Below are 26391 nucleotides of genomic sequence, written 5' to 3'. Positions count from 1 at the left end.
GGGCGGTGCACCCGCCCGCCGTCCGGGCCGTCACGCACCTTTCGGCGGGCGGGAGTTGATGGACTGAGCTCGTCGGTCATCGACGGGGGCCGGGCTGTGGAGCCCGTTGACGAGGCGAGCCGGCGGCGCGCCGACCGACGAGGGCGCTCCGTGCTACGACGCCGGCGTCGGCGAGGTCCGGGTCTGCCAGACGCGCACGGACGTCTTCGTAGTCGTACGCCTCGCGGGCGGGCAGGAGCCACGCCCGAGTCGATGTGATGTTCATGCGGCCCCTGTGTTGGAGGCCCGGATCTCGAACCAAACGTGCTTGCCGTCCGAGGTGGGCTCAGCGCCCCAAGCGTCGGCCGTCTTGCTGAGCAGGAACATTCCCCGCCCGCTCTCGGCGAACCAGTTCGGTTCACGGACGACCGGGAGATCCTGGCTTTCGTCGCTGACGACGATGCGCACACCCGAAGGCGTGATCTGGAGGAGGAGAACGCAGGCAGCTGATCCGGTGTGCTTGTGCACGTTGGAAAGGAGCTCCGTCACGCCCATGGCAGCGCGTTCGACTGCTTCGCCCCTGCCCCAGTACCGGAGGTACGCGCCGACGATCCGGCGTATGTGTTCGAGGTTCTGCGGCTGAACGGTCAGCTCTTGTCGGTACTGCTGAGTGCTTGCTTCTGCCATGACGGCCATGGCTCCTCCATCGCCCTGACGCCGATTCCCCAATGGACGGACCTGCGCCGGCCCTTTCGAGACGCGAATCCGGGACGGCGAGGGGAGACCAAGATTGTCGTCGCCGCGAAGGAACCGCCATGTCACGACAGATGCCACCTCATACAACACCGGGTGACACGGGTATCACCGACACGTCATCTGGGCCTCACTTGCCCTCAAGGTCTCTATCGGTGCATCGAGTTGGGCAATAGTGGCTGTGGGCCCCAGCCGTTAGGGGACCGACCACGAACGGATCGGCTGGAAAGGAACATCGGCCATGAACGCGCGGACACTGCTCCAAGTGCTGGTTCAGGAGCGGGGATGGACGTACGACGTGTTCAGACGGGCTTACGAGAAGGCCGCCCAAGAAGTATCCGCAGCAGCCGGTGAGCCCCCTTCTACCGCGACGGTGGAGGAGCAGACATTCCGTCGATGGACCTCAGGGCGCGTCAAGGGACTCCCGAACCAGCCTGCGCCGCAGGTTTTGGAGCACATGTTCGGGTACACCGCACGCCTGCTCTTGAATCCGCCGACCGAGCTGCCCCGGGATGCACCTGGGAATCACGTACTTGCGCTCAACGAAAGTGAACTTGCGATGACTGCTCGGGATGCTGCCGCACATGCCGGTGACGCTGCTTCTCTCAGCGTTCCGGACATGACGCTCGACCAACTCAACGACGATGTCGTGGCGCTGGCCCGCGGCTACAACCGCACGTCGCCGATCGAGGTTTACCGGCGCGCCAAGGAACTCCTGGACATTGCCCAGTCCTTGCTGGAAAGGACCCAAGTACCCCGCCAGCGGACGCGCGGGTACCTCGCAGCAGGACAGTCCGCTGCCCTTCTGTCAGCGATCTGCTTCGATCTGGGGTCTCTTCCTGCTGCCGTGTCGCTGTCGCGAACCGCAGCACTCTACGGTCAGGTCATTGAGCACGGCCCGCTCCAGGCATACGCTCACGGCGCGCTCGCCTTCCTGGCGTACTGGGGCGGTCGTCCCTCGGAGTCTGTCCGGCTCGTTCACACTGCTCAGAGTTTCGGAGGGATCGGCGACACTGCTCGCACACGCCTGTCCGTCATCGAAGGTCGCGCCTACGGGCACTTGGGGGATCGTCGGGCGGCAGAGTGTGCCGTACGCAGTGCTCTTGAGCAGAACACGGGGGCACGAGATGAGCTTCACGATGACATCGGTGGCGAGTTCGGCTTCCCGAGCGACCGTGTGGCTATGAGCAACGCCACTACCTTTCTGCTGATGCGCGAGGCTGAGGGCGCTGAGACAGCAGCAATCGGTGCCCTGCATATTCTGAGCAGCAGGCCAGAGGACCAGCGACCACTGCTCGTCTCCACCCAGGCTTCCGTGGATCTCGCCCGCGCCCGGCTGCTTCGCGGCGAACTCGACGGCGCTCATGAAGCCCTTGAGCCTGTCTTCTCCGTGCCCACCGAATGGCGTGGCGCCGGGACGCTGGAACGCCTGGCCGCGGTGCGTTCCGGGCTTTGCCATCCCGACTTCGTTGGTGCAGCCGAAGCGAGCACGCTCGGTGAACGCATCGAGGAGTTCAGTGCGGCGGCAGCAGCACACAAACTGGGAGCTGCCGCACCATTGGCTATCGAGATCTGACGGCTATCTCCCCAGCTTCGCGAGGATCACGGCTTCCTTTGCCATCGAGATGCCGTGCTCGGCCCAACGGGGATGTTCAACCGGTGTACCACCGCCCCGCAGCCACTCCCACGTAGCAGCGACCGTCTCCGCCAAGGGGCGGCACCGCAGGCCGGCCGCTTGCGCAGCAGAGGAGTCGATGCTCCACACACCTGCATGAGTGCGCCAAAGCGGCAACTCAGTCCACTGCTGCACACCGTGCTCGATCAGAAGGTCGTCGGGCGCCCAAACTAGGTGACCGGCCCGCCCAGTAACTTCGAGACAAGCCGTGAGGAGTCCGCTCATCGTCTCGCGGCCAATGGGCGCCGTCACGTTGAATGCGGCCCCGCCCGGCGAAGCAGCTTGATCAAGTGCGAAAGCGGCCACGTCCCTGACGTCCACTGGCTGAATCGTCTTGTCTGCCTCGCCGGGCGCGAGGACTGCCCCGCCCTTCTCTGCCCTTTGCAACCACCACGGAAGACGCCCCACGTACTCCCCAGGCCCCAAGATCACACCCGGGCGGAGAATCGACACGCGAGTTGCGCCAAAGACTGTCAGCGATGCCCGTTCAGCCCCCGCTTTCTGCCGCCCGTAGTACCAGTCCGGACCATCCCAGTTCGCGGGCAGACGACCGTAGTCGACGTCGGCACCAGCTGGCCCATCGAGAATCTCTGAAGACTCCGTCAATGGTTCGTTCGGCCAGCCCCGATAGGCATTGACCGTAGAGATGTACACGTACTTACCTGCTACGGGCTCCAACGCCTTCGCCCCAGCCAGGACGTCTCGGGGCGCGAGCTCGGAGGCTGAGGTGTCGATCACGGCATCCCACGGCCCGTTCTGTGCGAGTGCCACCAAATCTTCCTGCACCCTGCGGTCCCCGTGAACCTCACGTGTCCCCTCCAGTGCAGCGCCGGATTTGCCCCTGTTGAATGTCCAAACTGACCATCCACGCTCAAGTGCCGCCTCAGCAACAGCTCGCCCCAGGAACCATGTCCCGCCAAGTACAAGAATCTTCATGACGCGATCCTGCCTGCTGACACGCCAACTACGCCACGGCCCCCTAAACGCGCCGCCGCACCCCTAAAAGCGCCGCCGCTCCCGCTCGTCCAAATCGGCCAGCATGGCGTCGGCCAGGTCCCGTTCGGCGGCGTAGTAGCGTTCCGACCACTTCAGGACGAGGGCGGGGTAGGCCCAGGACTCCTCGTCGCGGGTGTCCTCGGCGTCCCCCTCGGCGCGTTGCCGCATGGTCTCCGCGTACGCGCGGTGCTGGCCCAGTACGTCGCGCATCCGGTCGGTCTCCAGCAGGTGGCCCAGCCACATCCGCAGCATCACACCGTGCTTGAGGACGGGGGGCTCCACGGGTGCCTCGCGGGCCCAGTGGCGCACGGCCGCCATTCCGGCGTCGGTGATCACGTAGACGCGCTTGTCGCGGTTGCCGGTTTCCTGGGCGACCATCCGCGCGGTGACGTATCCGGCCTTCTCCAGGCGCTTCAGCTCGCCGTAGATCTGGCTGAAGGACGGGCTCCAGTAGAAGAGGCGCAGCGACCAGTCGGACCACTTCTTCAGGTCGTAGCCGGACAGCTCCTCGCCGAAGGAGAGCAGGCCCAGTACTGCCCAACTGGTCGCCGGCAGCGCCGGTCGCTCGGCATCGCCGGTGTCCGCGGCGTCCGCCCTCTTCTCCGTCACGTGCGGCATCCTACGGTCCGCGTCCCTCCCCCGCCCCACCGCTCGGCGCCAACTCCCGTGCCGCTTCTTGGCATTCCTGCTAGAGCTATGCCGGTTGGTAACACCGCGGGGAGGCGGGCTCGGCGCGGTAGCGGGAGCTGCGGGGCAGGAGGGGTGGGGGTGGCGGGCGTCACGCGGTGCGGACCCGGATCCGCTGGCCAATAGTGGAAAGGTGAGTTCGCAGCAGGAGCTTTCCCCGGGGCCCGGGCCGCGGCGTTCGGCCGGCGGGCCCGTCAGGGCCGGGCTGCGCAGGCTGCGCTACCTGCTGGAGCACGGCAAACACGGAGTGCAGGGGCACCACACGGTGGTGGGCAACGCGGTCCGGGTGACGGTCGCCTCCTGTGCCGCCTTCTATCTCTGCCGCTACGGGCTCGGGCTGACCGTGATGTCGGTCTACGCCACCTTCACCGTGGTGTCGCTCGGTGCGCTCGCCCGGATTCCGGGCTCCGGGCGGCAGCGCGCCACGACCGTGCTCACCGCGCTCCCCGCCGGACTCGTACTGATCACGCTGGGCACCCTGCTCGCCGTCCAGACCTGGGCGGCCGTCGTCGGCATGCTCGTCATCGGCTTCATGGTGGCGTACGCGGGGACCACCGGCCCGCGGATCGCCGGGGCGGCACCGGGGATGCAGCTGCTCTACATCCTGCCGTGCTTCCCGCCGTACGCCCCGGACACCCTGGGGCAGCGGTTGTCCGGCTTCCTGCTGGGAGCGGTCCTGCTCGCCCTGGGCGAGCGCCTCGTGATGCCCGAACCGGACACCCCGTCCTTCCGCCGGCTGCTGGCCAACGCCGCGGATGCCGCCGCGCGCCTGGCGGACCACCACGGCGGGCCCCCTCCCGTACAGGCGCTCGCCGAAGCGCGCACGGCCGGGGAGGAACTGCGTCCCTCCTGTGTGCCGCCCGCCGACCGGCCCGCCTCCCCCAGCGTCGCCCACAAGGCCATGGCGCACGCCGCCGAGGCCGTCCGCACCCTGCTGTCCCGGCTGGACGCCCTGCACACCGGGGCCGGGCCACAACGGAAGTATCAGCCGGAGACGGTGGCGCTGTTGGAGGGCATCAGCGTCGCCGCCCGCGGGGCGGCGGGCGCGCTGCGGCAGCGGACGAAGCGGCTGCGGCCCGGCGAGGGACCGTCCGCCACGGCCCTCCAGGAGGAGCTGGCCCCGGTCCGGGCCCACCGGGCCGTGGACACCCTGGAGCGGCTCAGCACCGATGACCGGCTGGTCTATCTGCGGCGCCGGTCGCAGGTGGTGCAGGCCGCCGACTGTGCCGTCGTCCTCGTCCTGGCCACCCGGCTGGTGCTCGGTGACCGGACCGTCGAACGGAACCCCGCCGGGCACACCTTCGCCTACGCCCGGGCCGGCGCCGTCGAGCTGTGGTGGCAGCGGCTGACCATGCACCTCACCCCCCGCTCGGTGATCTTCCAGAATGCCTGCCGGTTCGCGCTCGGGCTGGCCGCGGCGCGGGCCATCGCCGGGCTCCTCGACCTCCAGCACGGCTTCTGGGTCCTGCTGGCCACGCTCACCCTGACCCGTACGACCAGCCTGGAGACCCGGTCCGCGGTCCGGCAGGCGCTGACCGGCACGCTGGTCGGTGCGGTGCTGGCCGGCGGGATGCTGGCGCTGGTCCACGACCGGGACACGGTGTACGCCGTCGTCCTGCCCGTGGTGATGCTGGTGGCGTTCACCGCGGGGCCGTTGCGCGGGCTGGCCTGGGCGCAGGGCGGCTTCACCCTGGTCGTCGCCACGCTGTTCGCCCAGGTCTCCCCCGTCACCTGGCAGCTGGCGCCGGTACGGCTGGTGGATGTGCTGGTCGGCAGCCTCATCGGGCTGGCGTGCGGGCTGGTGGCCTGGCCACGGGGCGCGAGCGGCGAGGTGCGCCGCAGCATGGCCGCGCTGTGCTCGGCCATCGCCGACACCATCGGGCACACCACCACACGGGTCGTCGAACGCTCCGGCAGCACCGAGCTCTTCGCCCTCAACCGGGCTCTCGTCCTCGCGCAGGAGAGCCTGGCCCAGTACCAGTCCGAGCCGCGGGAGGACGCCGTACAGCCGGACTGGCCCGCGCTGCTGGTCGCCGGGAAGGACGCGCGGCGCGGTGAACGGCTGCTGCCGGGCCGCCCCGGCCGGATCGCCTCGCCGGAGGTCGGTGCCTGGCTGCGGCACGCGGCCGACCGGACGGCGTCCGACTACCGGTCCCTCGCCCAACACCTCTGCAGCGACGACGGCACGCCCCGGGACGAGCCGCAACCGCTCGACATCCGCGCCCTGTTGGCGATCGCTCCGGCCATCCCGCACCACAGCCCCGAAACGGAGACCCGCGCCGTCTCCGCCGCGCTGCTGCTCGACTCGGTGATCTGGCTCGACGCGCTGACCGCCGATCTGACCCGTCTCCACAAGGAGATGTGACGCCGTGGTCCGCCGTTGGGCACCGGGCGGGGGCGCCCGGCTCCCGTCGCCCGGGTGCGGATGGAGTTGCTGGCCCTGATCCTGAAGCAGTGGGGCCGCGTACGACGTGTCGCGTCGCCTCCCCCGGGCACCCGGCAGGGCAGGAGCCACGAGGCAACAGCACAAGGCACCCGACCAGGCAGCATGTCGCGGTACCGCCGTGACAGCGGAACGGACACACATGAGCAATGGATTCATGGGTCCGGAGGGTTACGGCCCGGACCCGTTCGGTGACTTCCTCGCGCGCTTCTTCGGTTCCGCGCAGTCCGCCGGCGGTGAGCAGGGCAAGGGCAAGCCCCGGCAGGCGGACATCGCGCGCATGATGAGCGCCCCCACCCGGGATCTGGTGACCTCCGCAGCCGCCTACGCCGCCGAGCACGGCAGTCCGGAGCTCGGCACCGAGCACCTGCTGCGGGCCGCCCTGGCGTCCGAACCGACCCGCAGCATGCTCCAGCACGCCGGGGCGGACCCCGATGCGCTGGCGGCCGAGATCGACCGGGCCGCCGGTTCGGGCCCGAAACAGTCCAGCGTCGCCGTGACGCCCGCGGTCAAGCGGGCCCTGCTGAGCGCGCACGAGCTGGCACGGGACAACGGTGCCTCGTACATCGGCCCGGAGCATGTGCTGGACGCCCTGGCGGCCAATCCGGACTCGGCGGCGGGGCGCATTCTCAACCTCGCCCACTTCGAGCCGCAGAGCACCCCGCAGGCCGGCCACGGGGCCCCGCACCCGGGCTCCGAGCACGGCGCCGCACCGAAGCACGACACCCCGACGCTCGACAAATACAGCCGCGATCTGACCGACCTGGCCCGCGCGGGCCGGATCGACCCGGTCATCGGCCGCGGCGAGGAGATCGAGCAGACCATCGAGGTGCTCTCCCGCCGCGGGAAGAACAACCCGGTGCTGGTCGGCGACGCCGGGGTCGGCAAGACGGCGATCGTCGAGGGCCTGGCCCAGCGCCTCGCCGACGGGGACGTTCCCGAGACCCTGGCGGGGCGCCGGGTCGTCGCCCTGGACCTGACGGCGGTGGTCGCCGGGACCCGCTACCGCGGTGACTTCGAGGAGCGGATGAACGGCATCATCGAGGAGGTCCGGGCGCACCCCGACTCGCTGATCGTCTTCATCGACGAACTCCACACGGTCGTCGGGGCGGGCGGCGGCAGCGGGGACGGCGGTTCCCTGGAAGCGAGCAATATGCTCAAGCCCGCCCTGGCGCGCGGGGAACTGCATGTCATCGGCGCCACCACGCTGGAGGAGTACCGGCGGCACATCGAGAAGGACGCCGCGCTGGCCCGTCGCTTCCAGCCCATCCTGGTGCCCGAGCCGAGCGTCTCCGACACGGTGGAGATCCTGCGCGGACTACAGGACCGCTACGAGGCCCATCACCAGGTGCGTTACACGAAGGAGGCGCTGGTGGCGGCGGTCGAGCTCTCGGACCGCTACATCGCCCACCGCTTCCTCCCCGACAAGGCGATCGACCTGATCGACCAGGCCGGCGCCCGGGTCCGGCTCCGTACGGGCGCCAAGGCCACCGATGTGCGCGATCTGGAGCGTGAGGTGGAGCAGCTGGTCAGGGACAAGGACCAGGCGGTCGCCGCGGAGCAGTACGAACGGGCCACCGAGCTGCGGGACCGGATCGCGGACCTCACCGCGCGGATCGAGGCCGGTCAGGCGGAGCCGCCGAGCGACTGCCACATCGTGCAGGTCACCGCGGAGGACATCGCGGAGATCGTGTCGCGGCAGACCGGCGTGCCCGTGAGCAGTCTGACCCAGGAGGAGAAGGAGCGGCTGCTCAAGCTGGAGGAACGGCTGCACACCCGGGTTATCGGACAGGACGACGCGGTGACGGCCGTCTCCGACGCGATCCTGCGCTCACGGGCCGGACTCGCCGACCCGGACCGCCCGATCGGCAGCTTCCTCTTCCTCGGCCCGACCGGCGTGGGCAAGACCGAACTGGCCCGGGCGCTCGCCGAGGCGCTGTTCGGCAGCGAGGAGCGCATGGTGCGGCTGGACATGAGTGAGTATCAGGAGCGGCACACCGTCAGCCGGCTGGTGGGCGCGCCCCCGGGATACGTCGGCCACGAGGACGCCGGCCAGCTGACCGAGGCGGTGCGCCACCACCCCTATTCGCTGCTGCTGCTCGACGAGGTGGAGAAGGCCCACCCCGATGTCTTCAACATGCTGCTCCAGGTCCTCGACGACGGGCATCTGACCGACTCCCAGGGCCGCACGGTCGACTTCAAGAACACCGTCATCGTGATGACCAGCAACCTCGGCTCCGATGCGCTCAGCGGCGGTCGCGGGGTGCTCGGGTTCGTCCCGGACATCTCGGGGGCGGAGGCCGGCGACGGGGCGCGGGAACGGGCGCTGAGTTCCCTGCGCGAGCACTTCCGCCCGGAGTTCCTGAACCGGCTCGACGAGATCATCGTCTTCCGCCGGCTCACCGACGACCAGCTGCGCCAGATCACCGAGCTGCTGCTGGACGGGACCCGCCGCCGGCTGCACGCCCAGGACATCGCCGTGGAGTTCACCCCCGGCGCCGTGGACTGGCTCACCCACCGCGGCCATCAGCCCGAATACGGGGCCCGGCCGCTGCGGCGCACCATCCAGCGCGAGGTCGACAACATCCTCTCGCGGCTGCTGCTCGACGGCGCCCTGGCGAACGGGGACGAGGTACGCATCGAGGTGGACGCCAACGAGCTGGCGTTCCGTACCGGCAAGCGGCAGCAGGAGTCCGGGTGACTCCACTGGGTCCGCGTGACACCTCGCTAGGACGTCATGAGTCGGCCGAGGAGCGTGCCGACCGGCGGTGGAACGAGCTGCTGCAAGAGGTGCGGGTCATCCAGACCGGGGTGCAGATCCTCTTCGGGTTCCTGCTCACCGTCGCCTTCACCCCGCGCTTCCCCACGCTCAGTCAGACCGACCAGACCATCTACGTGGTGACGGTTCTGCTCGGGGCGGCCACGACCGGCGCGCTGATCGGGACGGTGACCTTCCACCGGCTGGTCACCGGGCACCGGCTGAAGCCGGAGACCGTGCTCTGGGCCGCGCGCCTGTCGATGGTCGGGATCGTGCTGCTCCTGGCGACGGTCGCCTCCGCACTGCTGCTGATCCTGCGCATCGCGATGGACGACACCGCCGTCCCCTGGATCGTCGCCGGACTCGTCGCCTGGTTCATGCTCTGCTGGTTCGCGCTGCCCGTCTGGGTGCTGCACCACTACTCGGACCGGGAATGAGCCGCCGTCACACGGACCAGGGCGCGGGCCGGGACCCATGTGAGGGTCCCGGCCCGCGCCCTGAGCGGCGGTGTGCGGTCGGCAGTCACACGCCCGCGGCGGCCGCGCCCATACGGCGCGGGCGGTAGAGCAGCGCTGCACCCGCGAGCCCGGCGCTGACGATCGCCAGCCCCACCGCGAGGAGTTCGGGCCACATGCCGGTGTCGCCCAGCCCGCTGCCCAGTGGAGCGAAGACCCCGGCCCGGGACAGGGCGTGCAGGGCGATGATGATCATCGCTGCGGCGGCACTCACCGTCCAGACCAGGGCGGTGTCGTGCATCGCCAGCCAGCCGGCCAGCAGCAGGTAGACGATGGCGATGGCCATCGAGAGCCCGGCGGTCGCCTGGGCGCCCTGGAGATGCGTCGAGTGCACCGGCAGATGGCTCAGCCCGCACAGCGCCAGCGCCAGGGCCGCGGGCCAGCGCAGCACGGACTGGAGCACGCCGGGCATCGCATAGCCCGGCTGGCGCGGCGCCTCGTCCGCGGGGGCCCAGCGCGGACCGCCCTGCGGCATGGTGCCCGCGGACCGCTGGGCCCACGGGGGACGGCTGGGCGGCTGATTCATCGGGGATTCGCTCTGCGCGCCGTACAGCGGCTGCCCGTCGCGGCCCAGAGGGCGGACGTCGGGGTCGAGGACGTGCATGGACGCGGTGCGCTCCGTTTCGAGGGGGTCAGCGGGGCCGCCGAGGCCGCCTGGCACACCGAAGCCCCCGGGGCCACCGGGGCCGGGCGGGAACTGTTCCACGAGGCCGGGGACGTCGGGGCCGCCGTCCCGGTCGAACAGCTCGATCAGCTGGGCGACCTCCTCCACGGATCTGTCGACGGCCACCGCGCGCAGGGCGTCATGGCTCGATTCCGCGGTGTGCGGGGTGGCCTTGAGCAGGTCGAAGAGCGCGGCGACCTCGCTCACCGGCCGGGAAACGACCGCCATGCGCAGGGCTTCGTCGCCGGGGTTGGGAACGTCGCCACTGCGCTTGAGCCGTTCCACAAGGGCGGCGACTTCCTCCAAGGGCCGCTGGGTGACTGCCTCCCACAGAAGGGTGCGGGCCGAGTTTTTCTCAGGGGGCATGGGCGGAAAGTGCTCGCCGGGTTCTGTCGAGGACAGGTCGGCGTCGCCCCCACAAAGAGCTGGTTCGGATGACATGGAGGGACTCCACTGAACGAGGGGAGCGTCAAACACCAGAAGCGCTGACACTCGGCGGACTGTGAGCGTGCTGTGCTTCAGCCAACGTCCCTACGGGTCGTTCTCGCCATTCAGGAAGGCCATCCGGTGGAGACACGCCGAAATACCCGGGCGTGCCGCGGTCGGCGGTCACGTCCCGGCCGGATTCGCTGCGTTTCCGGACACGCCGGGAAAGGACACGAGCGGCGCCTGTTCCGCTCCGGGAATTACGCCCGGACACCCGACCGTACGGAGCGTGACTTCCGAGTGCCAAGGGCCGTCGACCCTGATTAGCTGGTAAGGGCAGCTCTCCATACACCGTTCAAGGACAGATCATGAGCGCATCAGGAGAATCACGCGCACGAATCCAGCAGATGCGTGACAAGGCCCAGGAACTCCAGGCGGCCGCGGAGCGGGCCGGTGACCCGGAGGAGCAGAAGCGGCTCCGGGAGAAGGCACGCAGGCTCCAGTCCCAGAGCGAGCAGGAAAGCGGTATGGCCAGCGGAGACATCTACCCCGCCGACTGAAGGCCGCGCGTGCTCGCCCGAGGGCGGAAGCACACCGAGAGACGGCGGACGGGACGCGCCTCCAGAGCGCGTCCCGTCCGCCGTGTTCCGTAAGCCTCCCCCGACCGCCGTCTCCCGGCCTCCCCGTCCCCTCACACCGTGAACGGCCGCTGCTCCAGAACGGCGTCGCCGGGCCTTCCGGAGACATAGAAGTCGGGGCTCTGGGTGGGCGGCATGTTGCGCACGATGTCGCGGTGGAAGGCGCGGCAGCCGCCCCGGAACGACCCGTCGGCCATGGGAAATCCTTAGCGCGCGGTGGGGGCGACGCCTGGATGCGTTCCGTGGCCCGTCGGCGTCCGAACGCCCCGCCCTGCCCAACCGCCTGAACGGGCCCGCCGGGGCCGGAGCGGCGCCGGTACGCCCGGCTGTTCGAGTGGCTTCGAGGTGGGCACCGATCGGTGGTCCGCACCACCGGGAAGCGCTAATCCCATGATCCCCTCAGACTCCCCACGAGCCGCCGGCGCGGCGGCCGGGACCACTTCCCGGCCGCCGCTGGCGGACCGTGCGGGCTATGACGAGCACTTCCTCGGGGTTCCGGTGCCGCTGCCGCTGCCCAGCCGCCCCGAGGTGGCGACGGTGGTGCTGCCGTACACCCACTTCACCGTGGTGCTGCGGCCGGACCGGCGGATGGCGGTGGCCACCGCGGTCTGTATCGATGGTGAGCGTCTGCTGGATCATGTGCCGCGGGAGAGCAGCTGGCAGTTCGATCCGCGGCTGGACAAGGCCCACCAGACGGGCAATGACGTGTACCGCGACAACTCGCTGGACAAGGGGCATCTGGTGCGCCGGCTCGACCCCGTGTGGGGTGCGGCCGCGGAGGCGGACCAGGCCAATGAGGACACCTTTCACTACACGAACGCGGCCCCGCAGGCGGATGTCTTCAACCAGGGCAAGAAGCTGTGGCAGGGGCTGGAGAACTATCTGCTCGACCACGCCGCCGACTTCGACCGCAAGCTCGCCGTACTGACCGGGCCCGTACTGCACGACTCCGATCCGCCGTACCGGGGCGTGCAAGTGCCGCTGCGCTTCTGGAAGGTGGCGGCGTTCCTCCAGGACGGCGCGCTGGCGGCGACCGGGTACGTGCTCGACCAGAGCCCTGATCTGACCCGGGACGCGGAGCGGGCGCTGGCCGGGGCGCAGGCGGGCGCGCCGCCGCCGCTGGGGGCGTTCCGGACGTTCCAGGTGCCGGTGAAGGATGTCGCCGAGCTGACCTCGCTGGACCTGGGGCCGCTGCCCGGCGTCGATCTGATGCCCGTCACCTGGGCGCCGGACGAGCGCTGGAAGCGGCTCGCGTCGTACGACGACATCGTGCTGCGGCGCGGCTGAGGCGGGAGGCGCGAGCGATGCGACCCAGGGTCGTCTATGTCCACGGGAACGGGAACAAGGTCCGCACGGAACTGCTCAAGTCCCAGTGGGACACCGCGCTGTTCGGCCGGGACATGGCCGAGGCGTCGCGGATGGCGTACTGGGCCCCGGTGCGCTATCCGGAGCCGCTGCCCGACTTGCGGCCGGATCCGCTGGACGGCCGTACGGAGCCGATCGAGGAGCTGCCGGCCGCCCTGGACCGGGCCGCGACGGAGCCGCCGGAGGACTTCGTGGCGCGCACGCTGGGGGAAGCGCGGCTCGAGGCCGGGGAGATCGCGCTGGAGGGGCGGGCCGGGGCCGATGAGAGCGCGCTGGTCGACTGGCTGCGGAACATGACGTATCTCGCGGACACGCTGGCACGGGCCGGCGAGCCCGAGGAGCCCGGTGCGGAGCTGCCGCTGGAGACGCTGCCGTTGCCCCGGTCCGGCCGTACGGCAGTGTTCCGGCTGCTGGTCAAGCACGCCTTCAAGGACGTGCACGCCTACTTCTTCGGCGGGGCGGGGCCGGCGATGCGTGAGGTGGTCAAGGAGACGCTGGCGGAGGTGGACGGCGGCCCGCTGGTGGTGGTCGGCCACAGCCTGGGCACGATCATCGCCTACGAGGTGCTGATGGAGCAGGGGCGGGAGGTGGAGCTGCTGGTCACCGTCGGATCGCCGCTGGCGATCACCGAGGTGCAGGACCATCTGGCGCGGCCGCCGGCGGTCCCGGCCGGGGTCGCGGCCTGGCGCAACGCCTCGGACCTGCGGGATCTGGTGGCGCTCGACCACACGTTGCGGCCGGAGTACGCCCCGCAGGAGCGGGTCACCGATCTGCTGGTCACGAATGACAGCGGCAATCACCACGGCATCAGCGAATATCTGTCGCAGCACGAGGTCCGGGCACCGGTTCAGCGGATCTTCGACGGTACCGGGTAGGTGCGGTATGCCGTTGACCGAAACGGAGTGGGACCTGGTCACCACGTGGGCGCGGAATTATCTGCTCGACACCACCGATCCGCACACCCAGCTCGCCCAGTACGGCTTCCCGCCGGAATTCATCGGCGAGCTGCGGCTGACGCAGATCAGCTCGGACAACGCCCGCACCCTCGTGTACCAGTCCCGCACGGACATCCAGCGGCAGCTGCGGCTCGTCGAGGCCCTCACCACCATCGACCGGCTGGCCGTGCTTCCGGACATCGTGAAGGCGCAGGAATTCCTGGCCCGGCTGCGGGAGGACTTCGGTGCCCACGCCGACCGGGACAACTTCCGTACCTGCGTCCTGAAGAACGGCGCCGAGGCCTTCATCGACCGCCAGGACCTGCGGGAGACCCTGCGCCGGTTCGTCGCGGACCCCGATAAGTTCATTCTGCTGGTCGACGGCGAGCCGGGCAGCGGCAGGTCGTACACCTACAACTTCCTCCGCCATATCGGCCAGCACGCGGGATTCCGTCCGGTGCGCGTCACCCTGTCGCACACCGCCACCGCCGCCAAGGTCGTACGGCGGCTGGCCGACTTCGTCGCCGATCCGCAGGAAAGCGCCGCACCGCTGAATCCCACGGAACTCAACGACGCGCTGCCGTCGATCGACGAGGCCGCGCACTGGGTGGCCGGCCGGGCCACCGCCGTCGAGGAGCGGCTCTGGCTGGTCCTCGACGAATGCGACAAGCTCGATCCCAGCTCCGATGTGTGGGACTTCATCGGACAACTCGGCATGGCCATCTACGAGCACGCCGCGGTCCGCGGCGACCAGGCGCCCCGGCTGGTGCTCCTCGGATACGGGCGCTCGATGCGTCAACTCCCCTACGACCTGCGGGGAAATCTGGCCTGGGACACCGCGCGGATCGCCGAACCCGACGATCTGCGCACTTTCTTCGACCAGGCCTTCCATGAGTCGCCACCGGAGATGCTCGGTACGGGACAGCTCCGGGAATCCGCCATCGCCACGCTCGTGGACGCGGCCGTGCAAGAGGTGGTGCGCGCCACCGGGGCGGACGGGACGGACGGGACAGACCGCGAGGGCTATATGCGCAAGCTCTGCACGGCAGCGGAGGGGGCCATCCGTGTCTACCAGTCCCTCTGACCACCGCCCGCTGGACCCGGCCGCGGCACGGGAGTTGTTCGTCGCCCGCCTGCGCGCGGAGCTGCACCCGGACGAGGAGCGGACCCCGGAGGTCTCCGACGCCCGCCGTGCCTACCGGGAGGCGGTCTGTCTGCTGAGCCGTTTCGATCCCCAGCGGCTCCGGCTGCCCGGCGAGGAGGACGCCACCGGCGGCGCGGTCCTGGAACTGGTCGACGACTGCACGACCCTGGGGATGCAGGACCAGGCCGGGTGGTCCCTCAAGTCCGATCTCCGGGACCGGACGCTCCGGGGGCTGGCCGGGCCCGCGGCCGCCCGGCACCTCCTGGAGTGCCATCTCGACCAGCTCCCCGGCGAACCCGGCCCGGAACGCTTCGCGCTGGCCTACCTCTCCGGCCACCCGCCGGCGATGGACCGGCTGACCACCGACGAGCTGGCCGATGCCCTCCAGGCGGTGCTGTGGCTCTCGCGGGTCCCGGGCACGACCGGGCTGCCGGACACCGCGGAGCTCCAGCTCACCCTGGAGCGGGCCCGGTTGCTCGACCCCCTGGAGCGCCTCGTACGGTCGCCGTTCCAGGGGCGCGACCGCGAGCTCGCGGAGCTACGGGACTATGTCGTCGCGCCCGGCGGGCCCGCGGCGGCCGGGGCGCAGCCCGAGCAGCACCCGCGGCTGGTCCCTGCGCTGGTCGTGCACGGGCCCGGCGGGATGGGCAAGAGCACCCTGCTCGCCAAGTTCGTGCTCGACAGCATCCATCACCCGGCCGGCTGCTTCCCGTTCGCCTATATCGACTTCGAGCGGCCCACCCTCTCGATCCAGGAACCGCTCACGCTGATCGCCGAGGTGGCCCGGCAGCTCGGCATCCAGTTCCCGGCGCACCGCACCGAGCTGGACGCGCTGGCGCACGAGTGTCAGGGCGGGGCGCGCAGCCAGCGAGAGGGGCAGGAGCGGGTGACTCAGCTGCATGAACTCGCCACCACCCGGGCCGTGCTGGGGCGCCGCTCCTCGCAGGAGTTCCAGTCGCTGGCCGCCGGACGGGAGACGGATCTGATCCGCCGGCTCGCCGAGGTGCTGCGGCGGGCGGTGGCGGAGCGGAAGGACGGGGAGCATCCGGAGGACCCGCCGTTCGCGCTGGTCGTCGACTCGTTCGAGGAGGCGCAGTACCGCGGATCGCCGGTGGTGGGCCGGATGGTGGCGATCGGTCTCTCGTTCCAGAGCGTCTATCCGCGGATGCGGCTCATCGTCTCCGGGAGGGCGCCGGTCGAGCATCCGGCGAAGACCGTCGAGTCGCTCGACATCGAACTCGGTGAACTCGATCCGGAGGCGGCCGTCGGTCTGCTGACGTCCTGCGGGGTCAAGGACCCGGAGGTGGCACGGGCGCTGGCGGACCGGGTCGGCGGCCACCCGCTCAGTCTGAAGCTGGCCGCCCGCGCCGCCATCCTCGCGGGCGCCGGGGCCGAGCGGACCTGCGAGCTGATCCGCAGCCTGCCCGAACGCCGTCATCAGGTCTTCCGCCGGGTCGACCAGCTGCTGGTCCAGGGGATTCTCTACGACCGCATCCTCAGCCACATCACCGACGAGAACGTCCGCCGGCTCGCCCGCCCCGGGCTGGTGCTCCGGTTCATCACGCCCGAGATCATCAAGGAGGTGCTCGCCGAACCCTGTGGGCTCCAGGTGGCGTCGGCGGACGAAGCCCGGGCGCTCTTCGAGGAGTTCGGCCGGCTGGACATGGTCGAGCCGGCCCGCCCGGACGCCGTGCGCTACCGCAGCGATGTCCGCGCCATCATGCTGCGGCTGCCGGGCGGCGACCGTACCGACGTGATGCGCGAGGTCGAACGGCGCGCGGTCGAGCACTACGCCGCGCGCGACGGCCTGGAGGCGCGAGCCGAGGAGATCTACCACCGGCTGCGGCTCGATGAGAACCCGCGCTCGGTGGAGGAGCGGTGGCTGCCGGGCGTCGAGCGGTTCCTGGTCGGGGCGCAGCAGGACATGACGCCGCGCGCCGCGGGCCTGCTGACGGCCAGGCTCGGCGGCGGTACTCCCGATCAGGTCGCGGCGGGCGCCGACCAGGAGGACTGGGAACGGATCGCGGCCCGCGAGGTGGAGGATCTGCTGGCGCAGGGCTACGCCCAGGCGGCCTTCGACCGGCTCGGCCGACGACAGCCCTGGACCCCGTGCAGCCCTCTGCACGCGCTGCTCGCCGAGGCCCTCAACCGGCTCTGCCGGCGGGAGGAGGCCCTTCGGGCCACGGCGGACGCCATCGACGGGGCGGAGCGCGCGGGCTGCGGGGAGCGCCGGCTGGAGCTGCTGCTGCTCTCCGCCCGGCTCTCGGAGGAGGCGGGTGACCTGGAGAGCGCGGGCCGTGCGCTGCGGGTGGCGGAGGATGTCGCGGTCGGTCTGGGGCAGGACCTCGAAGCGATGGGCGCGCTGCTGGCCCGCGCCCGGCTGACGGCGGGCGCCGACGGGGCCGACCCGGAGGCGGACCGTCAACTCGCCGAGCGGCTGCGGATGTTGCCCGATGCCGTGCTCGCCGACCGGCCGGTGCTGGTCCGCGCGGTCGCCTCACAGATCTACGACCGGGCCCCCGGCGCCCTCGACCATGCGCTGGAGGTGGTGGGGCTGCCGGCCGACGACGAGACGCTGGACACGCTGGGCGCGGCGATGCGCCGCGCGACCAGCCGGCAACCGGCGCTGCTGGGCCGGGTGATGGAGATCCTGGACGAGGCCGCGGGTCCGTCCCGGGAGCCGGCCGGCGGCGCGCCGACCGGCATCACCGGGATCCTGCGGCTGGCCCGGGACCGCGGCACCCTCGACACGCTCGCCCGGCGGCTGCTGGCCGTACGCGACAAGAGCGGGGAGATCGTCGCCGGGGTGGCCGCGGCCATGGGCGCGGGCACCGGTGCCCGTACGGCGAGCCACGCGGCCCCCGGGCCGGAGCACGGGGGCCATGCGCAGGACGAAGGGAGCGGCCCCGCGGGGCCTGAGGACCGATGACCGCCTATCTCTCGCCCGATGAGATCCGCCAGGTGCTGGACGCCGCGGTGGAGACCGGGCTGGCCGACCCCACCGTCCGGCCGCTGCTGCTCGACGGCATCATGCCCCGCTACCGCAGCACGCTGCCGCTGCATCCGGCGCCCGGCCGGCAGGCGCACTCCGACCTGAACGAGATGAACCGGGTGGAGCGGCTGGTGGACGGCTCGGTGCCGCTGGAGATCTGGCTGCGCAACGCCGTCGCCGAGACCACCGAGGCCACCCCGCTCACCGTCTTCCAGAAGGCCCTGGACGATGTGGCGCGGCAGGCGGGCGGTGAGCCGGATGTGCTGGCCGGACTGCCCTCCCCCACCGCGGAGATCAAGGAACAGATCGTCCACCGGGACGACACGGTGCCGATCGGCTTCCTCCGCGGCGGTGAGCTGGCGGGTGGTGCGGTGGCCCGGCTCAAGGTGCCGCCGTACCAAGGGGGCGCTCCGCTCCAGCCGAACGGCTTCCCGCACTCCGGTACGGGGTGGCTGATCGCTCCGGATCTGCTGGTCACCAACCACCATGTGGTCAACGCCAGGGCCGGGACCGGGGCGGGGCGGCCGCTCGCCGACGCCGGGGATCTGGGCCTCCAGGCCCAGCACACCCTTGCCCGGTTCGACTTCGACACCGATGAGGTGGAGACGGAGGAGGCCACCGTCAGTGAACTCGTCGCCGCGGACGCGGAGCTGGACTACGCCGTGCTGCGGCTGGCCGCCGAGCCCGCGCGGCCGGTGCTGAAGCTGGCGGCGGAGCCGCTGCGGGTCACCGGCGGCGACTATGTGGCCGTCAACATCATCCAGCACCCGGGTGGCCAGCCGAAGCGGGTCGCGCTGCGCAACAACCTCGTCTACGAGGCGGACGAGACCGATGTCCGCTACTTCACCGACACCCGGGGCGGGTCCTCGGGGTCACCGGTCTTCACGGACGACTGGCGGGTGGTGGCGCTCCACCGGGGGACCCGGCGGGTGGAGAACGTGCAGTTCCAGGGCAGGACGACGGCCTTCGTCAATGTCGGCACCCAGATGCGCAGCGTCATGCGCCATCTACAGACCAGCAGCCCCGGTCTCCATGCCGAGATCGAGACGGCGCAACAGGCCGCCCAGCGCGGCTGAGGAGGCGAGATGCACAGTCGGCGCAGATCACCGGTGGCGGCCGGTCCCGAGCAGGTCTTCTCGGACCTGCGGGAGGTCGCAGCAAGGGTGAAGGACGGGCTGAGCTGGGAGATCCCGGAATCCCTGGAGGAGCTGCCGCCCGAGGAGCTGCCCGCCGGACAGATCGGGCAGTTCGCCCAGCAGGAGCGGGCCCGGGTGCTGTCGGCGGGCGCCAGCGGTCTGGAGAAGCTCGCCGAGGGGCGGGCGGACGAGATCGACGACGACGAGTCCTTCGGCATGGAAGCCATCGTGCTGCTCGAAGGGCGCCCCGCCATCCTCGTCCAGAACCATGACTTCGCGCCGCAGCAGGGCGACTGGGCGGTGCTGGACGGCCATCGGGCGGCGATCCGGGAGTCGCTCGCGCGGGTGGGCCGGGTCGAGCTGTCCGGGCATCTGAGCCTGGACTGGCTGGGTACGGCGTTCCTGGTCGGCCCGGACGTGGTGCTGACGAACCGTCATGTGGCGGCGGAGTTCGCCCGTGGCGACGGCACCGGCTGGACCTTTCAGCAGGGCATCAGCGCCCGGCTCGACATGGGTGAGGAGTACGGCGGCGACGCGGCAGGCGGCGGCCCGGCCTATGACGTCGTCAAGGTGCTGGGCATCCATGAGGACGTGGACCTGGCCCTGCTGCGGGTCGCGCCGCCGGCCGGTGGCGGGCCGCTGCCCGCGCCGCTGGCCGTGGCCGCGGACGCGCCCGCCGATCTGCCCGGACGCCCGGTGTACTGCGTCGGCTATCCGGCGTACGACGGCCGGCGCAACGAGCCGGAGTCGATGCGCCGGATCTTCATGGACATCTACAACGTCAAGCGGCTTCAGCCCGGCACCACCACGGAGCTGGTGCCGGGCCAGAACGTCATCAAGCACGACTGTTCCACGCTCGGCGGCAACAGCGGCTCACCCGTCATCGACCTCACCGACCACCGGGTCCTGGGCCTGCATTTCGGCGGCCGCTACGGCTTCGGCAACTTCGCCGTGCCGCTGTGGCAGCTGGTGGAGGATCCGCTGTTGAGCCGGGCCGACATCAACTTCGTCTGAGCCGTCGCGGGTTGGCCGCGTCCACCCCGGTCAGCCCGACTTCTTGACGAACTCGGTGGTGTAGGTCTTCTTCAGATCCACCGTGGCGTCCTTGAGGTTGGGGTTGAATGCCTTCAGCACACGCTCGACGGTCGCCGGCCCGTCGGACGGCATCACCCCGTCCTCGGTGAACATCGGCAGGGTGTCCTTGATCGCCTGGGCGTAGAGCTTCTTGCCGCCCTGGGCGTAGTCGGCGGGCATCTTCGCGGCGATCTGCTCAGGGGTGTGCGTGGACATCCACTTGAGGGTCTTCACAAAGGCGTTGGCGAGCTTCTGCACGGTCTTCTTGTGGCTGTTCACCCAGTCGGTGTTCATGTAGAGACTGGACGACGGGTAGGGGCCGCCGAGCGCCTTCTGTGAGCCCTCGGGGGTGCGCATATCGAGCAGGACCTTGCCGAGGTTCTTGTCCACGACCTGGGCGACCGTCGGATCCGTCGTCATCCCGCCCTGGATCGAGCCCTGTTGGAGGGCCGAGAGGAAGGTCTGGCCGGCGCCGACCGCGACCGGGGTGAACTCGTTCGTCTGCACACCGTTCTTCACCGCGAGGTACTTGGTCAGGAAGTCGGTGGAGGAGCCGAGGCCGGTGACGCCCAGCTTCTTGCCCTTGAAGTCCTTGGGCGAGGTGAGCTCGCCGGCCGCCTTGTTCGAGACGACCTCGACCTCGCCGGGGGCGTGCGCGAGCTGTACCACCGATTCGACCTGCTTGCCCTTGACCTGAAGATCGAGGGTGTGGTCGTAGAAGCCGACGACGCCCTGGACGTCGCCGGAGACCAGCGAGGTGGTGGCCTGCACACCGGCCGGTTCGGTGAGCAGGGTGACGTGAACGCCTTCGTCCTCGAAATAGCCGAGCTGCTGGGTGAGTCTCGCGGGCAGATAGATGACCTTGTCGAGGCCGCCCACCATGATCTTGATCTTGCCGTTCGCGTCGTCCGAGGCGGCGGCCCCGGACGTGCCGCCACCGCAGGCGGTGAGGGTGGTCAGGGTGAGGCCGGCGGCGGCCAGAGCGACCGGGAACTTCCGTGCGGTACGCATGAGTCACGTCCTTGTGAGGTGGGAACGGATGGGTGGGTTCGGCTCGGCGGCCGCCCGCGGGGTCGGCCGGACGGCTCAGCGGCCGCCCGCGGTATCGGCGGGCTTCCAGCGGAAGAGCCGCCGTTCGAGGAAGGCCAGCAGCCCCTCGGCGAGCAGCGCGACCACCGCGAGGATCACCATGGCGGCGTACACCCCGGCCGCGTTGAAGGTGCCCTGGGACGCCGAGACCAGCAGGCCCAGGCCCTTGGTCGCACCGATGTACTCACCGACGATCGCGCCGATCAGCGCGAAGCCGAAGCTGACGTGCAGGCTGGTGAAGATCCACGAGGTGGCGGAGGGGATCACCACGTACAGGGTGACCTGGCGGTTGCTCGCGCCGAGGATCCGGGAGTTGGCGACCAGGTTGCGGTCGACCTCCCGTGCGCCCTGAAAGGCGTTGAAGAACACCGGGAAGAAGACGAGGACGACGGCGGAGGCGACCTTGGAGGCCGGTCCGAGGCCGAACCAGATGAGGAAGATGGGGGCCAGGACGATCCGCGGGAGGGCGTTGAGCACCTTGATGTACGGGCCGAGCACATCCGCGAGGAAGCGGATCCGGCCGAGCGCGATCCCCAGCACCACACCACCGATGACACCGATCACCCAGCCGAGCAGCGCCTCGTAGAGCGTGTACCAGATCTGCTCCCACAGCGAGCCCTGCGGGGTGCCGTGCAGCGCCCACTGACTCATCTGGTCCCAGATCTTCGAGGGCATCGAGAAGTTGAACGGATCGATGACGGCGGCCCGGGCCAGCCCCTCCCACAGCCCGAGCAGCCCGACGAGCAGCAGCACCCGGGTGCCGTGGACCAGGAAGGTGTGCCGGCGCGCGGCCCGCTCTCTGGCCCGGGATCGGACCGTACGGCCCGCGCCGGCCGGGGACTTGGCCGGCGCGACGGTCTCAGGCGGCATCTGCGGCACCCCTCTCGCGGGTGATCCGGACCTCTTCGCCGAGCGAGGACCAGATCTCCCGGTAGATCTCGATGAACCTCGGCTCCAGCCGGACCGATTCGACCTTCCGGGGGCGCGGCAGACCGATCTCGAAGACCTCCTTCACGGTCGCCGGGCCGGCGGTCATGACCACGACCTTGTCGGCGAGGGCGATGGATTCCTCCAGGTCGTGGGTGACGAACACGACGGAGGCGCCGGTCCCCGACCACAGCTCCAGCAGTTCGTCCGACATCAGCGCCCGGGTCTGGACGTCGAGCGCGGAGAACGGCTCGTCCATGAGCAGGAGTTCGGGGTCGTTGACGAAGGTCGCGGCGAGGGCGACCCGTTTGCGCTGCCCGCCGGACAGCTGGTGCGGATAGCGGTCCTCGAAGGCGGCCAGTCCGACCCGGGCCAGCCAGTCCCGCGCCCGCCGCCGGGCCTCGGCCTTGGGTACGCCGCGGAAGCGGGGGCCGGCCATCACGTTCGACAGCACGGTGCGCCAGGGGAAGACGGCGTCCTGCTGGAAGACGAACCCGATCTTGTCCCCGATGCCGCGGACCGGCTCACCGCCGACCAGCACCTCGCCTTCCGTGGGCTCCTCCAGGCCGCTGACCAGCGTCAGCGTGGTGGACTTACCGCACCCGGTGGGCCCGACGACCGCGACGAACTCACCGCGCTCGACGACCAGATCCAGATCCCGGACGGCGGTGTGCAGCGCCCCCGAGGGCGTCCGGAATGCCTTGCTCGTACCCCGCAGTTCGATCGCGGGGCTCGTGTGGCTACTCATGGGCCGCGAGGCTAGGAGCGATACGGGCCGCAACGGCAGCCTTGTGGGCGCAAGCCGCCTTTCTGCGCGCAAACCCTGTTGTGCTCATTTTGCTCACGCTAGAACCACTAAGGGGCTACCAGGGGGTACACAGGTGCTCACGCACGGCTTACGGTGCCGGCACCCCACAAGAAAAAGGAAGTTTCGGTTCCGCACGGGTGCGGAGGGCCGGAGACAAGGGAGAGCCCATGCGGATCCGCTGGCCCCGACGGGTCTTTGCGCAGGTACTGACCGCGCAAGTGGCCCTGACCACCGGGGTCATGGTGCTCGCCACCAGTCTCTTCCTCGCCCCGCTCGGCGCCGAGCTGGACGACCAGGCGATGCGCCGGGCCCTGTCCATCGCCCAGACCACCGCCGCCGACCCGAACCTCGCCCGGGAGCTGGTCGCCACCGCGCCGGACGCCCACGGGCCGGTGCAGGCCGACGCGGAGCGGATCCGTACCGCGACCGGCGCGCTGTACATCGTGGTGATGGACACCCGCGGAGTGCGCTGGTCGCACACCCACCCCGCGGAGATCGGCCGGCATGTCTCCACCGACCCGAGCCGGACCCTCGCCGGACGGCAGGTGCGGCAGATCGACACCGGCACGCTGGGGCGTTCGGCCCGCGCCAAGGTGCCGCTGCGCGATGACCGCGGCCGGATCGTCGGCGCGGTGTCGGTCGGGATCGCCTACGACAGCGTCCGGGAGCGGCTGCTCGGCACCATCCCGGAGCTGCTGCGGTACGCGGGCGCCGCGCTGGCCGTCGGAGTGCTGGCCGCCATCGTGCTCTCCCGCCGGCTGCGCCGCCGTACGCACGGGGTGGCGTTCGCCGATATCTCCGCACTGCTCGAAGAGCGCGAGGCGATGCTGCACGGTATCCGTGAGGGCGTGGTCGCCGTCGACCGGCGCGGCCGGATCAGGCTGGTCAATGACGAGGCCGGACGGCTGCTGGGACTGGACGCCCGGGCGGCCGGCCGGGCGCTGGAGGAGGTGCTGCCGCCGGGCCGGACGGCCGAGGTGCTGGCCGGGCGGGTGGCCGGCCCGGATCTGCTGGCCGTCAGCGGCGGCCGGGTGCTGGTCGCCAACCGTATGCCGACCCAGGACGGCGGGGCGGTGGTGACGCTGCGGGACCGTACCGAGCTGGAGTTGCTGGGGCGTGAACTGGACAGCACCCAGGGGCTGTTGGACGCCCTGCGGGCCCAGGACCACGAGCACGCCAACCAGTTGCACACCGTGCGCGGGCTGCTGGAGCTCGGCCGGTACGAGACGGCGGTGGAGTTCGTCACCGAAGTGGCCAGTGCGCAGCGGGCGTCCGCGGAACAGATCGCGGAGCGGGTGTCCGATCCGCTGCTGTCCGCGCTGCTCGTCGGCAAGGCGGCGATCGCGGCCGAACGCGGGGTCTCCCTGCGGGTGTCACCATCGACGCTGCTGCCCGACGCCGTGGTCGACCCGCGCGACCTGGTGACGGTGCTGGGCAACCTCCTCGACAACGCGCTGGACGCCGCCGCGGAGCGCCGCCGCGCCGAGCCGTTCGTCGAGGTGGAGCTGCGGGCCGAGCACCGCACCGCCGTACTGCGGGTCTCGGACACCGGGCCGGGCGTGCCACCGGAGCTACGGGAGCGGATCTTCGCCGAGGGCTGGTCCACCAAGGCCGCCCGGCCCGTCCCCGGGGAGGGCGCGCCCGCGGGCCCGGTGGCCTTCCACCGCGGCCGGGGCATCGGCCTGGCGCTGGTGCGCCGCCTCGCCGAACGCTATGGCGGGATGGCCAGGGTGACCGCCCGCGCGGGCGGCGGTGCGGTCTTCACCGTCGTCCTGCCCGAGGCCCTCGCCCCGGAGGACGCCTCGGTGCGGGGCGCACCCCGGTGTCCGGAGCGGATGGAGCGGATGGAGCGCCCGGAACGGCCGGAACGAATGGAGTCACGGAAGCGAAGACCCTTGGGGAGCGGAACCGCACGATGATCGATGTCCTGGTCGTGGACGACGACTTCCACGTCGCCGAGATCAATGCCGCGTATGTGTCCCAGGTGTCCGGCTTCCGGGTCACCGGCCGCGCACACACCGCCGCCCAGGCGCTGGCCACACTGGAGCGCACCCATGTCGATCTGGTGCTGCTCGACCACTATCTTCCCGACGAGACGGGCCTGAGCCTGGTCCGCCGGCTGCGGCAGCTCGGCCACCGCACCGACGTGATCATGGTGACCGCGGCCCGGGACGTCGGCACGGTCCAGGACGCGATGCGCTCCGGGGCGCTGCAATATCTCGTCAAGCCGTTCGGCTTCTCCGGGCTGCGCGCCAAGCTCGACGGCTATGCGGCGCTCCGCCGGACCGTCGAGGGACTGGGTGGCCGGGGCGACGCCGGCCAGGAACAGGTGGACCGGATCTTCGGTGCCTTCCGGACCACCGACGCCCCGCACACCGAGCTCCCCAAGGGCCACTCGGCCGCGACCGTCGACCTGATCCGCCGGGTCCTGGGCGCGTCCGGACACCCGCTGTCCGCCCACGAGGTCGCCGCACGCGCCGGCGTCAGCCGCTCCACCGCCCAGCGCTATCTGAAGCACCTCGAACGCAGCGGCCACATCACCCTCACCCTGAAATACGGGGACACCGGGCGCCCCGAACACCGCTACCGCTGGGCGGGCACCCACTGACCGTCCCGTCCGCCGGACGCCGACCCACAGTCGCCGCTCGCAGGGCCCGTCCGGCTCCCCCGGGGCATCCATCCCCCTTGGCCGCAGCCGGAGTTGCCCCCTCCGCCGCTCCATGGCAGCGGGCGCCGGCCGCCCCCTAGGCTGCCGATCATGAATGCAACGACAGCCAACGGAACGGACCCCGGGCCGGAGATCCTGGACGCCCGCCAGCTGGCCGCCGACGCGGACCGGGCGGCGGACTTCGCCGAGGCGGCCCACCGGATCCTGGCGGACCTGGTCAACGGCGGCGCACCGCTCGGCTGGGTCGACCCGCCCGGACGGAGCGAGGTGGCGGAGCTGGCCGACCGTGTCCTGCGTGCCGCACACACCGGGGACGGGGCACTGCGGGCGGCGTACGCGGGCCCGCGGCTGGTCGGGCTGGGGTACTGGCTGCGCTATGCCCGGCCGACCAATCGGCAGCATGCGGATCTGGAGAAGATCGCGGTGGCCTCCGAGGCCCATGGCCGGGGCCTCGGCCGGTCGCTGACCAGCGCCTTGGTCGAGGACGCCCGGGACGCGGGGATCGAGGTCCTCACGCTGGACGCCCGGGCCGACAACACCAGGGCACTGACCCTCTACCGGTCGCTCGGCTTCCGTGAATACGGCCGGCTGCCCGACTTCGTGGCGATGGGCGGCCGCCGCTACGACAAGGTCTTCTACATGCTGGACTTCCGCGACGGCGGACGGCGTGACGAGGCATGGCCCCACCCGCAGTAGCGGAGGCGGTACGGAGCGGAACT

At 70.9% G+C, this 26391-nt stretch carries 22 protein-coding genes; 14 read left to right on the top strand and 8 right to left on the bottom strand.

Annotated elements, in window-relative coordinates:
• Positions 1 to 261 precede the first annotated feature (261 nt).
• Complete coding sequence (locus tag AC3EUV_RS03480; RefSeq protein ID WP_432142710.1) at positions 262 to 666, bottom strand: ATP-binding protein; 405 nt, start codon at positions 664 to 666, stop codon at positions 262 to 264.
• Positions 667 to 973: 307 nt separating this feature from the next.
• On the opposite strand from AC3EUV_RS03480, the gene AC3EUV_RS03475 reads away from it, so the two are divergent.
• The gene (locus tag AC3EUV_RS03475) at positions 974 to 2308 is read left to right on the top strand and encodes an NsdA family TPR-like regulatory protein (protein WP_432142709.1); all 1335 of its coding nucleotides are present in this window, start codon (positions 974 to 976) and stop codon (positions 2306 to 2308) included.
• A gap of 3 nt (positions 2309 to 2311) precedes the next feature.
• On the opposite strand, the gene AC3EUV_RS03470 is transcribed toward AC3EUV_RS03475, so the two are convergent.
• Both AC3EUV_RS03470 and AC3EUV_RS03465 read right to left on the bottom strand, forming a co-directional pair.
• Entirely contained in the window at positions 2312 to 3343 is a 1032-nt protein-coding gene (locus AC3EUV_RS03470) for an NAD-dependent epimerase/dehydratase family protein (RefSeq protein WP_432142708.1), read from the bottom strand.
• Between the two features lie 63 nt (positions 3344 to 3406).
• A complete protein-coding gene (locus tag AC3EUV_RS03465) occupies positions 3407 to 4012 on the bottom strand; it encodes a PadR family transcriptional regulator (RefSeq protein ID WP_432142707.1) in 606 nt (201 codons plus the stop codon).
• 211 nt (positions 4013 to 4223) lie between these two features.
• On the opposite strand from AC3EUV_RS03465, the gene AC3EUV_RS03460 reads away from it, so the two are divergent.
• The 3 genes from AC3EUV_RS03460 (at position 4224) to AC3EUV_RS03450 (ending at position 9728) form a co-directional block, all read left to right on the top strand.
• The gene (locus AC3EUV_RS03460) at positions 4224 to 6455 is read left to right on the top strand and encodes an FUSC family protein (protein WP_432142706.1); all 2232 of its coding nucleotides are present in this window, start codon (positions 4224 to 4226) and stop codon (positions 6453 to 6455) included.
• 220 nt (positions 6456 to 6675) lie between these two features.
• Positions 6676 to 9234: an ATP-dependent Clp protease ATP-binding subunit gene (locus AC3EUV_RS03455; RefSeq protein WP_435602119.1), complete on the top strand. Its 2559-nt coding sequence runs from the start codon at positions 6676 to 6678 to the stop codon at positions 9232 to 9234.
• Positions 9231 to 9728, top strand: a complete 498-nt coding sequence (locus AC3EUV_RS03450; protein ID WP_432142704.1) for a DUF6328 family protein — start codon at positions 9231 to 9233, stop codon at positions 9726 to 9728. The genes AC3EUV_RS03455 and AC3EUV_RS03450 overlap by 4 nt, the downstream gene beginning before the upstream one ends.
• Positions 9729 to 9813: 85 nt before the next feature.
• Here the strand turns inward: AC3EUV_RS03450 and AC3EUV_RS03445 are convergent, their stop codons facing one another.
• Complete coding sequence (locus AC3EUV_RS03445) at positions 9814 to 10836, bottom strand: hypothetical protein (RefSeq protein ID WP_432142703.1); 1023 nt, start codon at positions 10834 to 10836, stop codon at positions 9814 to 9816.
• Positions 10837 to 11264: 428 nt separating this feature from the next.
• On the opposite strand from AC3EUV_RS03445, the gene AC3EUV_RS03440 reads away from it, so the two are divergent.
• Entirely contained in the window at positions 11265 to 11456 is a 192-nt protein-coding gene (locus AC3EUV_RS03440) for a DUF6381 family protein (protein WP_423663761.1), read from the top strand.
• Between the two features lie 131 nt (positions 11457 to 11587).
• Here AC3EUV_RS03440 and AC3EUV_RS03435 read toward each other — a convergent pair whose 3' ends face one another.
• A complete protein-coding gene (locus AC3EUV_RS03435) occupies positions 11588 to 11731 on the bottom strand; it encodes a hypothetical protein (RefSeq protein WP_432142702.1) in 144 nt (47 codons plus the stop codon).
• Positions 11732 to 11924: 193 nt separating this feature from the next.
• On the opposite strand from AC3EUV_RS03435, the gene AC3EUV_RS03430 reads away from it, so the two are divergent.
• From AC3EUV_RS03430 to AC3EUV_RS03405, 6 genes are read left to right on the top strand one after another with little or no spacing between them, the layout of a single operon-like run.
• Positions 11925 to 12821, top strand: coding sequence for a DNA/RNA non-specific endonuclease (locus AC3EUV_RS03430; protein ID WP_432142701.1), 897 nt, complete (start codon positions 11925 to 11927; stop codon positions 12819 to 12821).
• A gap of 17 nt (positions 12822 to 12838) precedes the next feature.
• On the top strand, positions 12839 to 13774 hold the full coding sequence (locus AC3EUV_RS03425) for an alpha/beta fold hydrolase (protein WP_432142700.1): 936 nt from the start codon (positions 12839 to 12841) through the stop codon (positions 13772 to 13774).
• 7 nt (positions 13775 to 13781) lie between these two features.
• The gene (locus AC3EUV_RS03420) at positions 13782 to 14918 is read left to right on the top strand and encodes a P-loop NTPase family protein (RefSeq protein ID WP_435602118.1); all 1137 of its coding nucleotides are present in this window, start codon (positions 13782 to 13784) and stop codon (positions 14916 to 14918) included.
• Positions 14899 to 17907: an AAA family ATPase gene (locus tag AC3EUV_RS03415; RefSeq protein ID WP_435602117.1), complete on the top strand. Its 3009-nt coding sequence runs from the start codon at positions 14899 to 14901 to the stop codon at positions 17905 to 17907. Before AC3EUV_RS03420 ends, AC3EUV_RS03415 begins: the two co-directional genes overlap by 20 nt.
• Entirely contained in the window at positions 17904 to 19046 is a 1143-nt protein-coding gene (locus AC3EUV_RS03410) for a trypsin-like peptidase domain-containing protein (protein ID WP_432142697.1), read from the top strand. Before AC3EUV_RS03415 ends, AC3EUV_RS03410 begins: the two co-directional genes overlap by 4 nt.
• 9 nt (positions 19047 to 19055) lie before the next feature.
• Positions 19056 to 20120: a trypsin-like serine peptidase gene (locus tag AC3EUV_RS03405; RefSeq protein WP_435602116.1), complete on the top strand. Its 1065-nt coding sequence runs from the start codon at positions 19056 to 19058 to the stop codon at positions 20118 to 20120.
• Between the two features lie 30 nt (positions 20121 to 20150).
• Here AC3EUV_RS03405 and AC3EUV_RS03400 read toward each other — a convergent pair whose 3' ends face one another.
• The 3 genes from AC3EUV_RS03400 to AC3EUV_RS03390 form a co-directional block, all read right to left on the bottom strand.
• On the bottom strand, positions 20151 to 21191 hold the full coding sequence (locus tag AC3EUV_RS03400) for an ABC transporter substrate-binding protein (RefSeq protein WP_435602115.1): 1041 nt from the start codon (positions 21189 to 21191) through the stop codon (positions 20151 to 20153).
• 75 nt (positions 21192 to 21266) lie between these two features.
• Positions 21267 to 22139 (bottom strand): ABC transporter permease, encoded by an 873-nt coding sequence (locus tag AC3EUV_RS03395; protein ID WP_432142694.1) that lies wholly within the window; start codon positions 22137 to 22139, stop codon positions 21267 to 21269.
• Positions 22129 to 22944, bottom strand: a complete 816-nt coding sequence (locus tag AC3EUV_RS03390) for an ABC transporter ATP-binding protein (RefSeq protein WP_435602114.1) — start codon at positions 22942 to 22944, stop codon at positions 22129 to 22131. The genes AC3EUV_RS03395 and AC3EUV_RS03390 overlap by 11 nt, the downstream gene beginning before the upstream one ends.
• A 227-nt stretch (positions 22945 to 23171) precedes the next feature.
• Between AC3EUV_RS03390 and AC3EUV_RS03385 the strand changes: the two genes are divergently transcribed.
• The 3 genes from AC3EUV_RS03385 to AC3EUV_RS03375 all read left to right on the top strand — a co-directional run bounded on the left by AC3EUV_RS03385 (position 23172) and on the right by AC3EUV_RS03375 (position 26368).
• Positions 23172 to 24923 (top strand): sensor histidine kinase, encoded by a 1752-nt coding sequence (locus AC3EUV_RS03385; RefSeq protein WP_432142692.1) that lies wholly within the window; start codon positions 23172 to 23174, stop codon positions 24921 to 24923.
• Entirely contained in the window at positions 24920 to 25612 is a 693-nt protein-coding gene (locus tag AC3EUV_RS03380) for a response regulator (RefSeq protein WP_432142691.1), read from the top strand. The genes AC3EUV_RS03385 and AC3EUV_RS03380 overlap by 4 nt, the downstream gene beginning before the upstream one ends.
• A 150-nt stretch (positions 25613 to 25762) precedes the next feature.
• A complete protein-coding gene (locus AC3EUV_RS03375; RefSeq protein ID WP_432142690.1) occupies positions 25763 to 26368 on the top strand; it encodes a GNAT family N-acetyltransferase in 606 nt (201 codons plus the stop codon).
• Positions 26369 to 26391: the final 23 nt, after the last annotated feature.

The sequence above is a fragment of the Streptomyces sp. bgisy130 genome, from assembly GCF_057708345.1.
The sequence above is the reverse complement of the archived record's forward strand: the minus strand, read 5'-3'. Positions and strand labels throughout refer to the sequence as shown.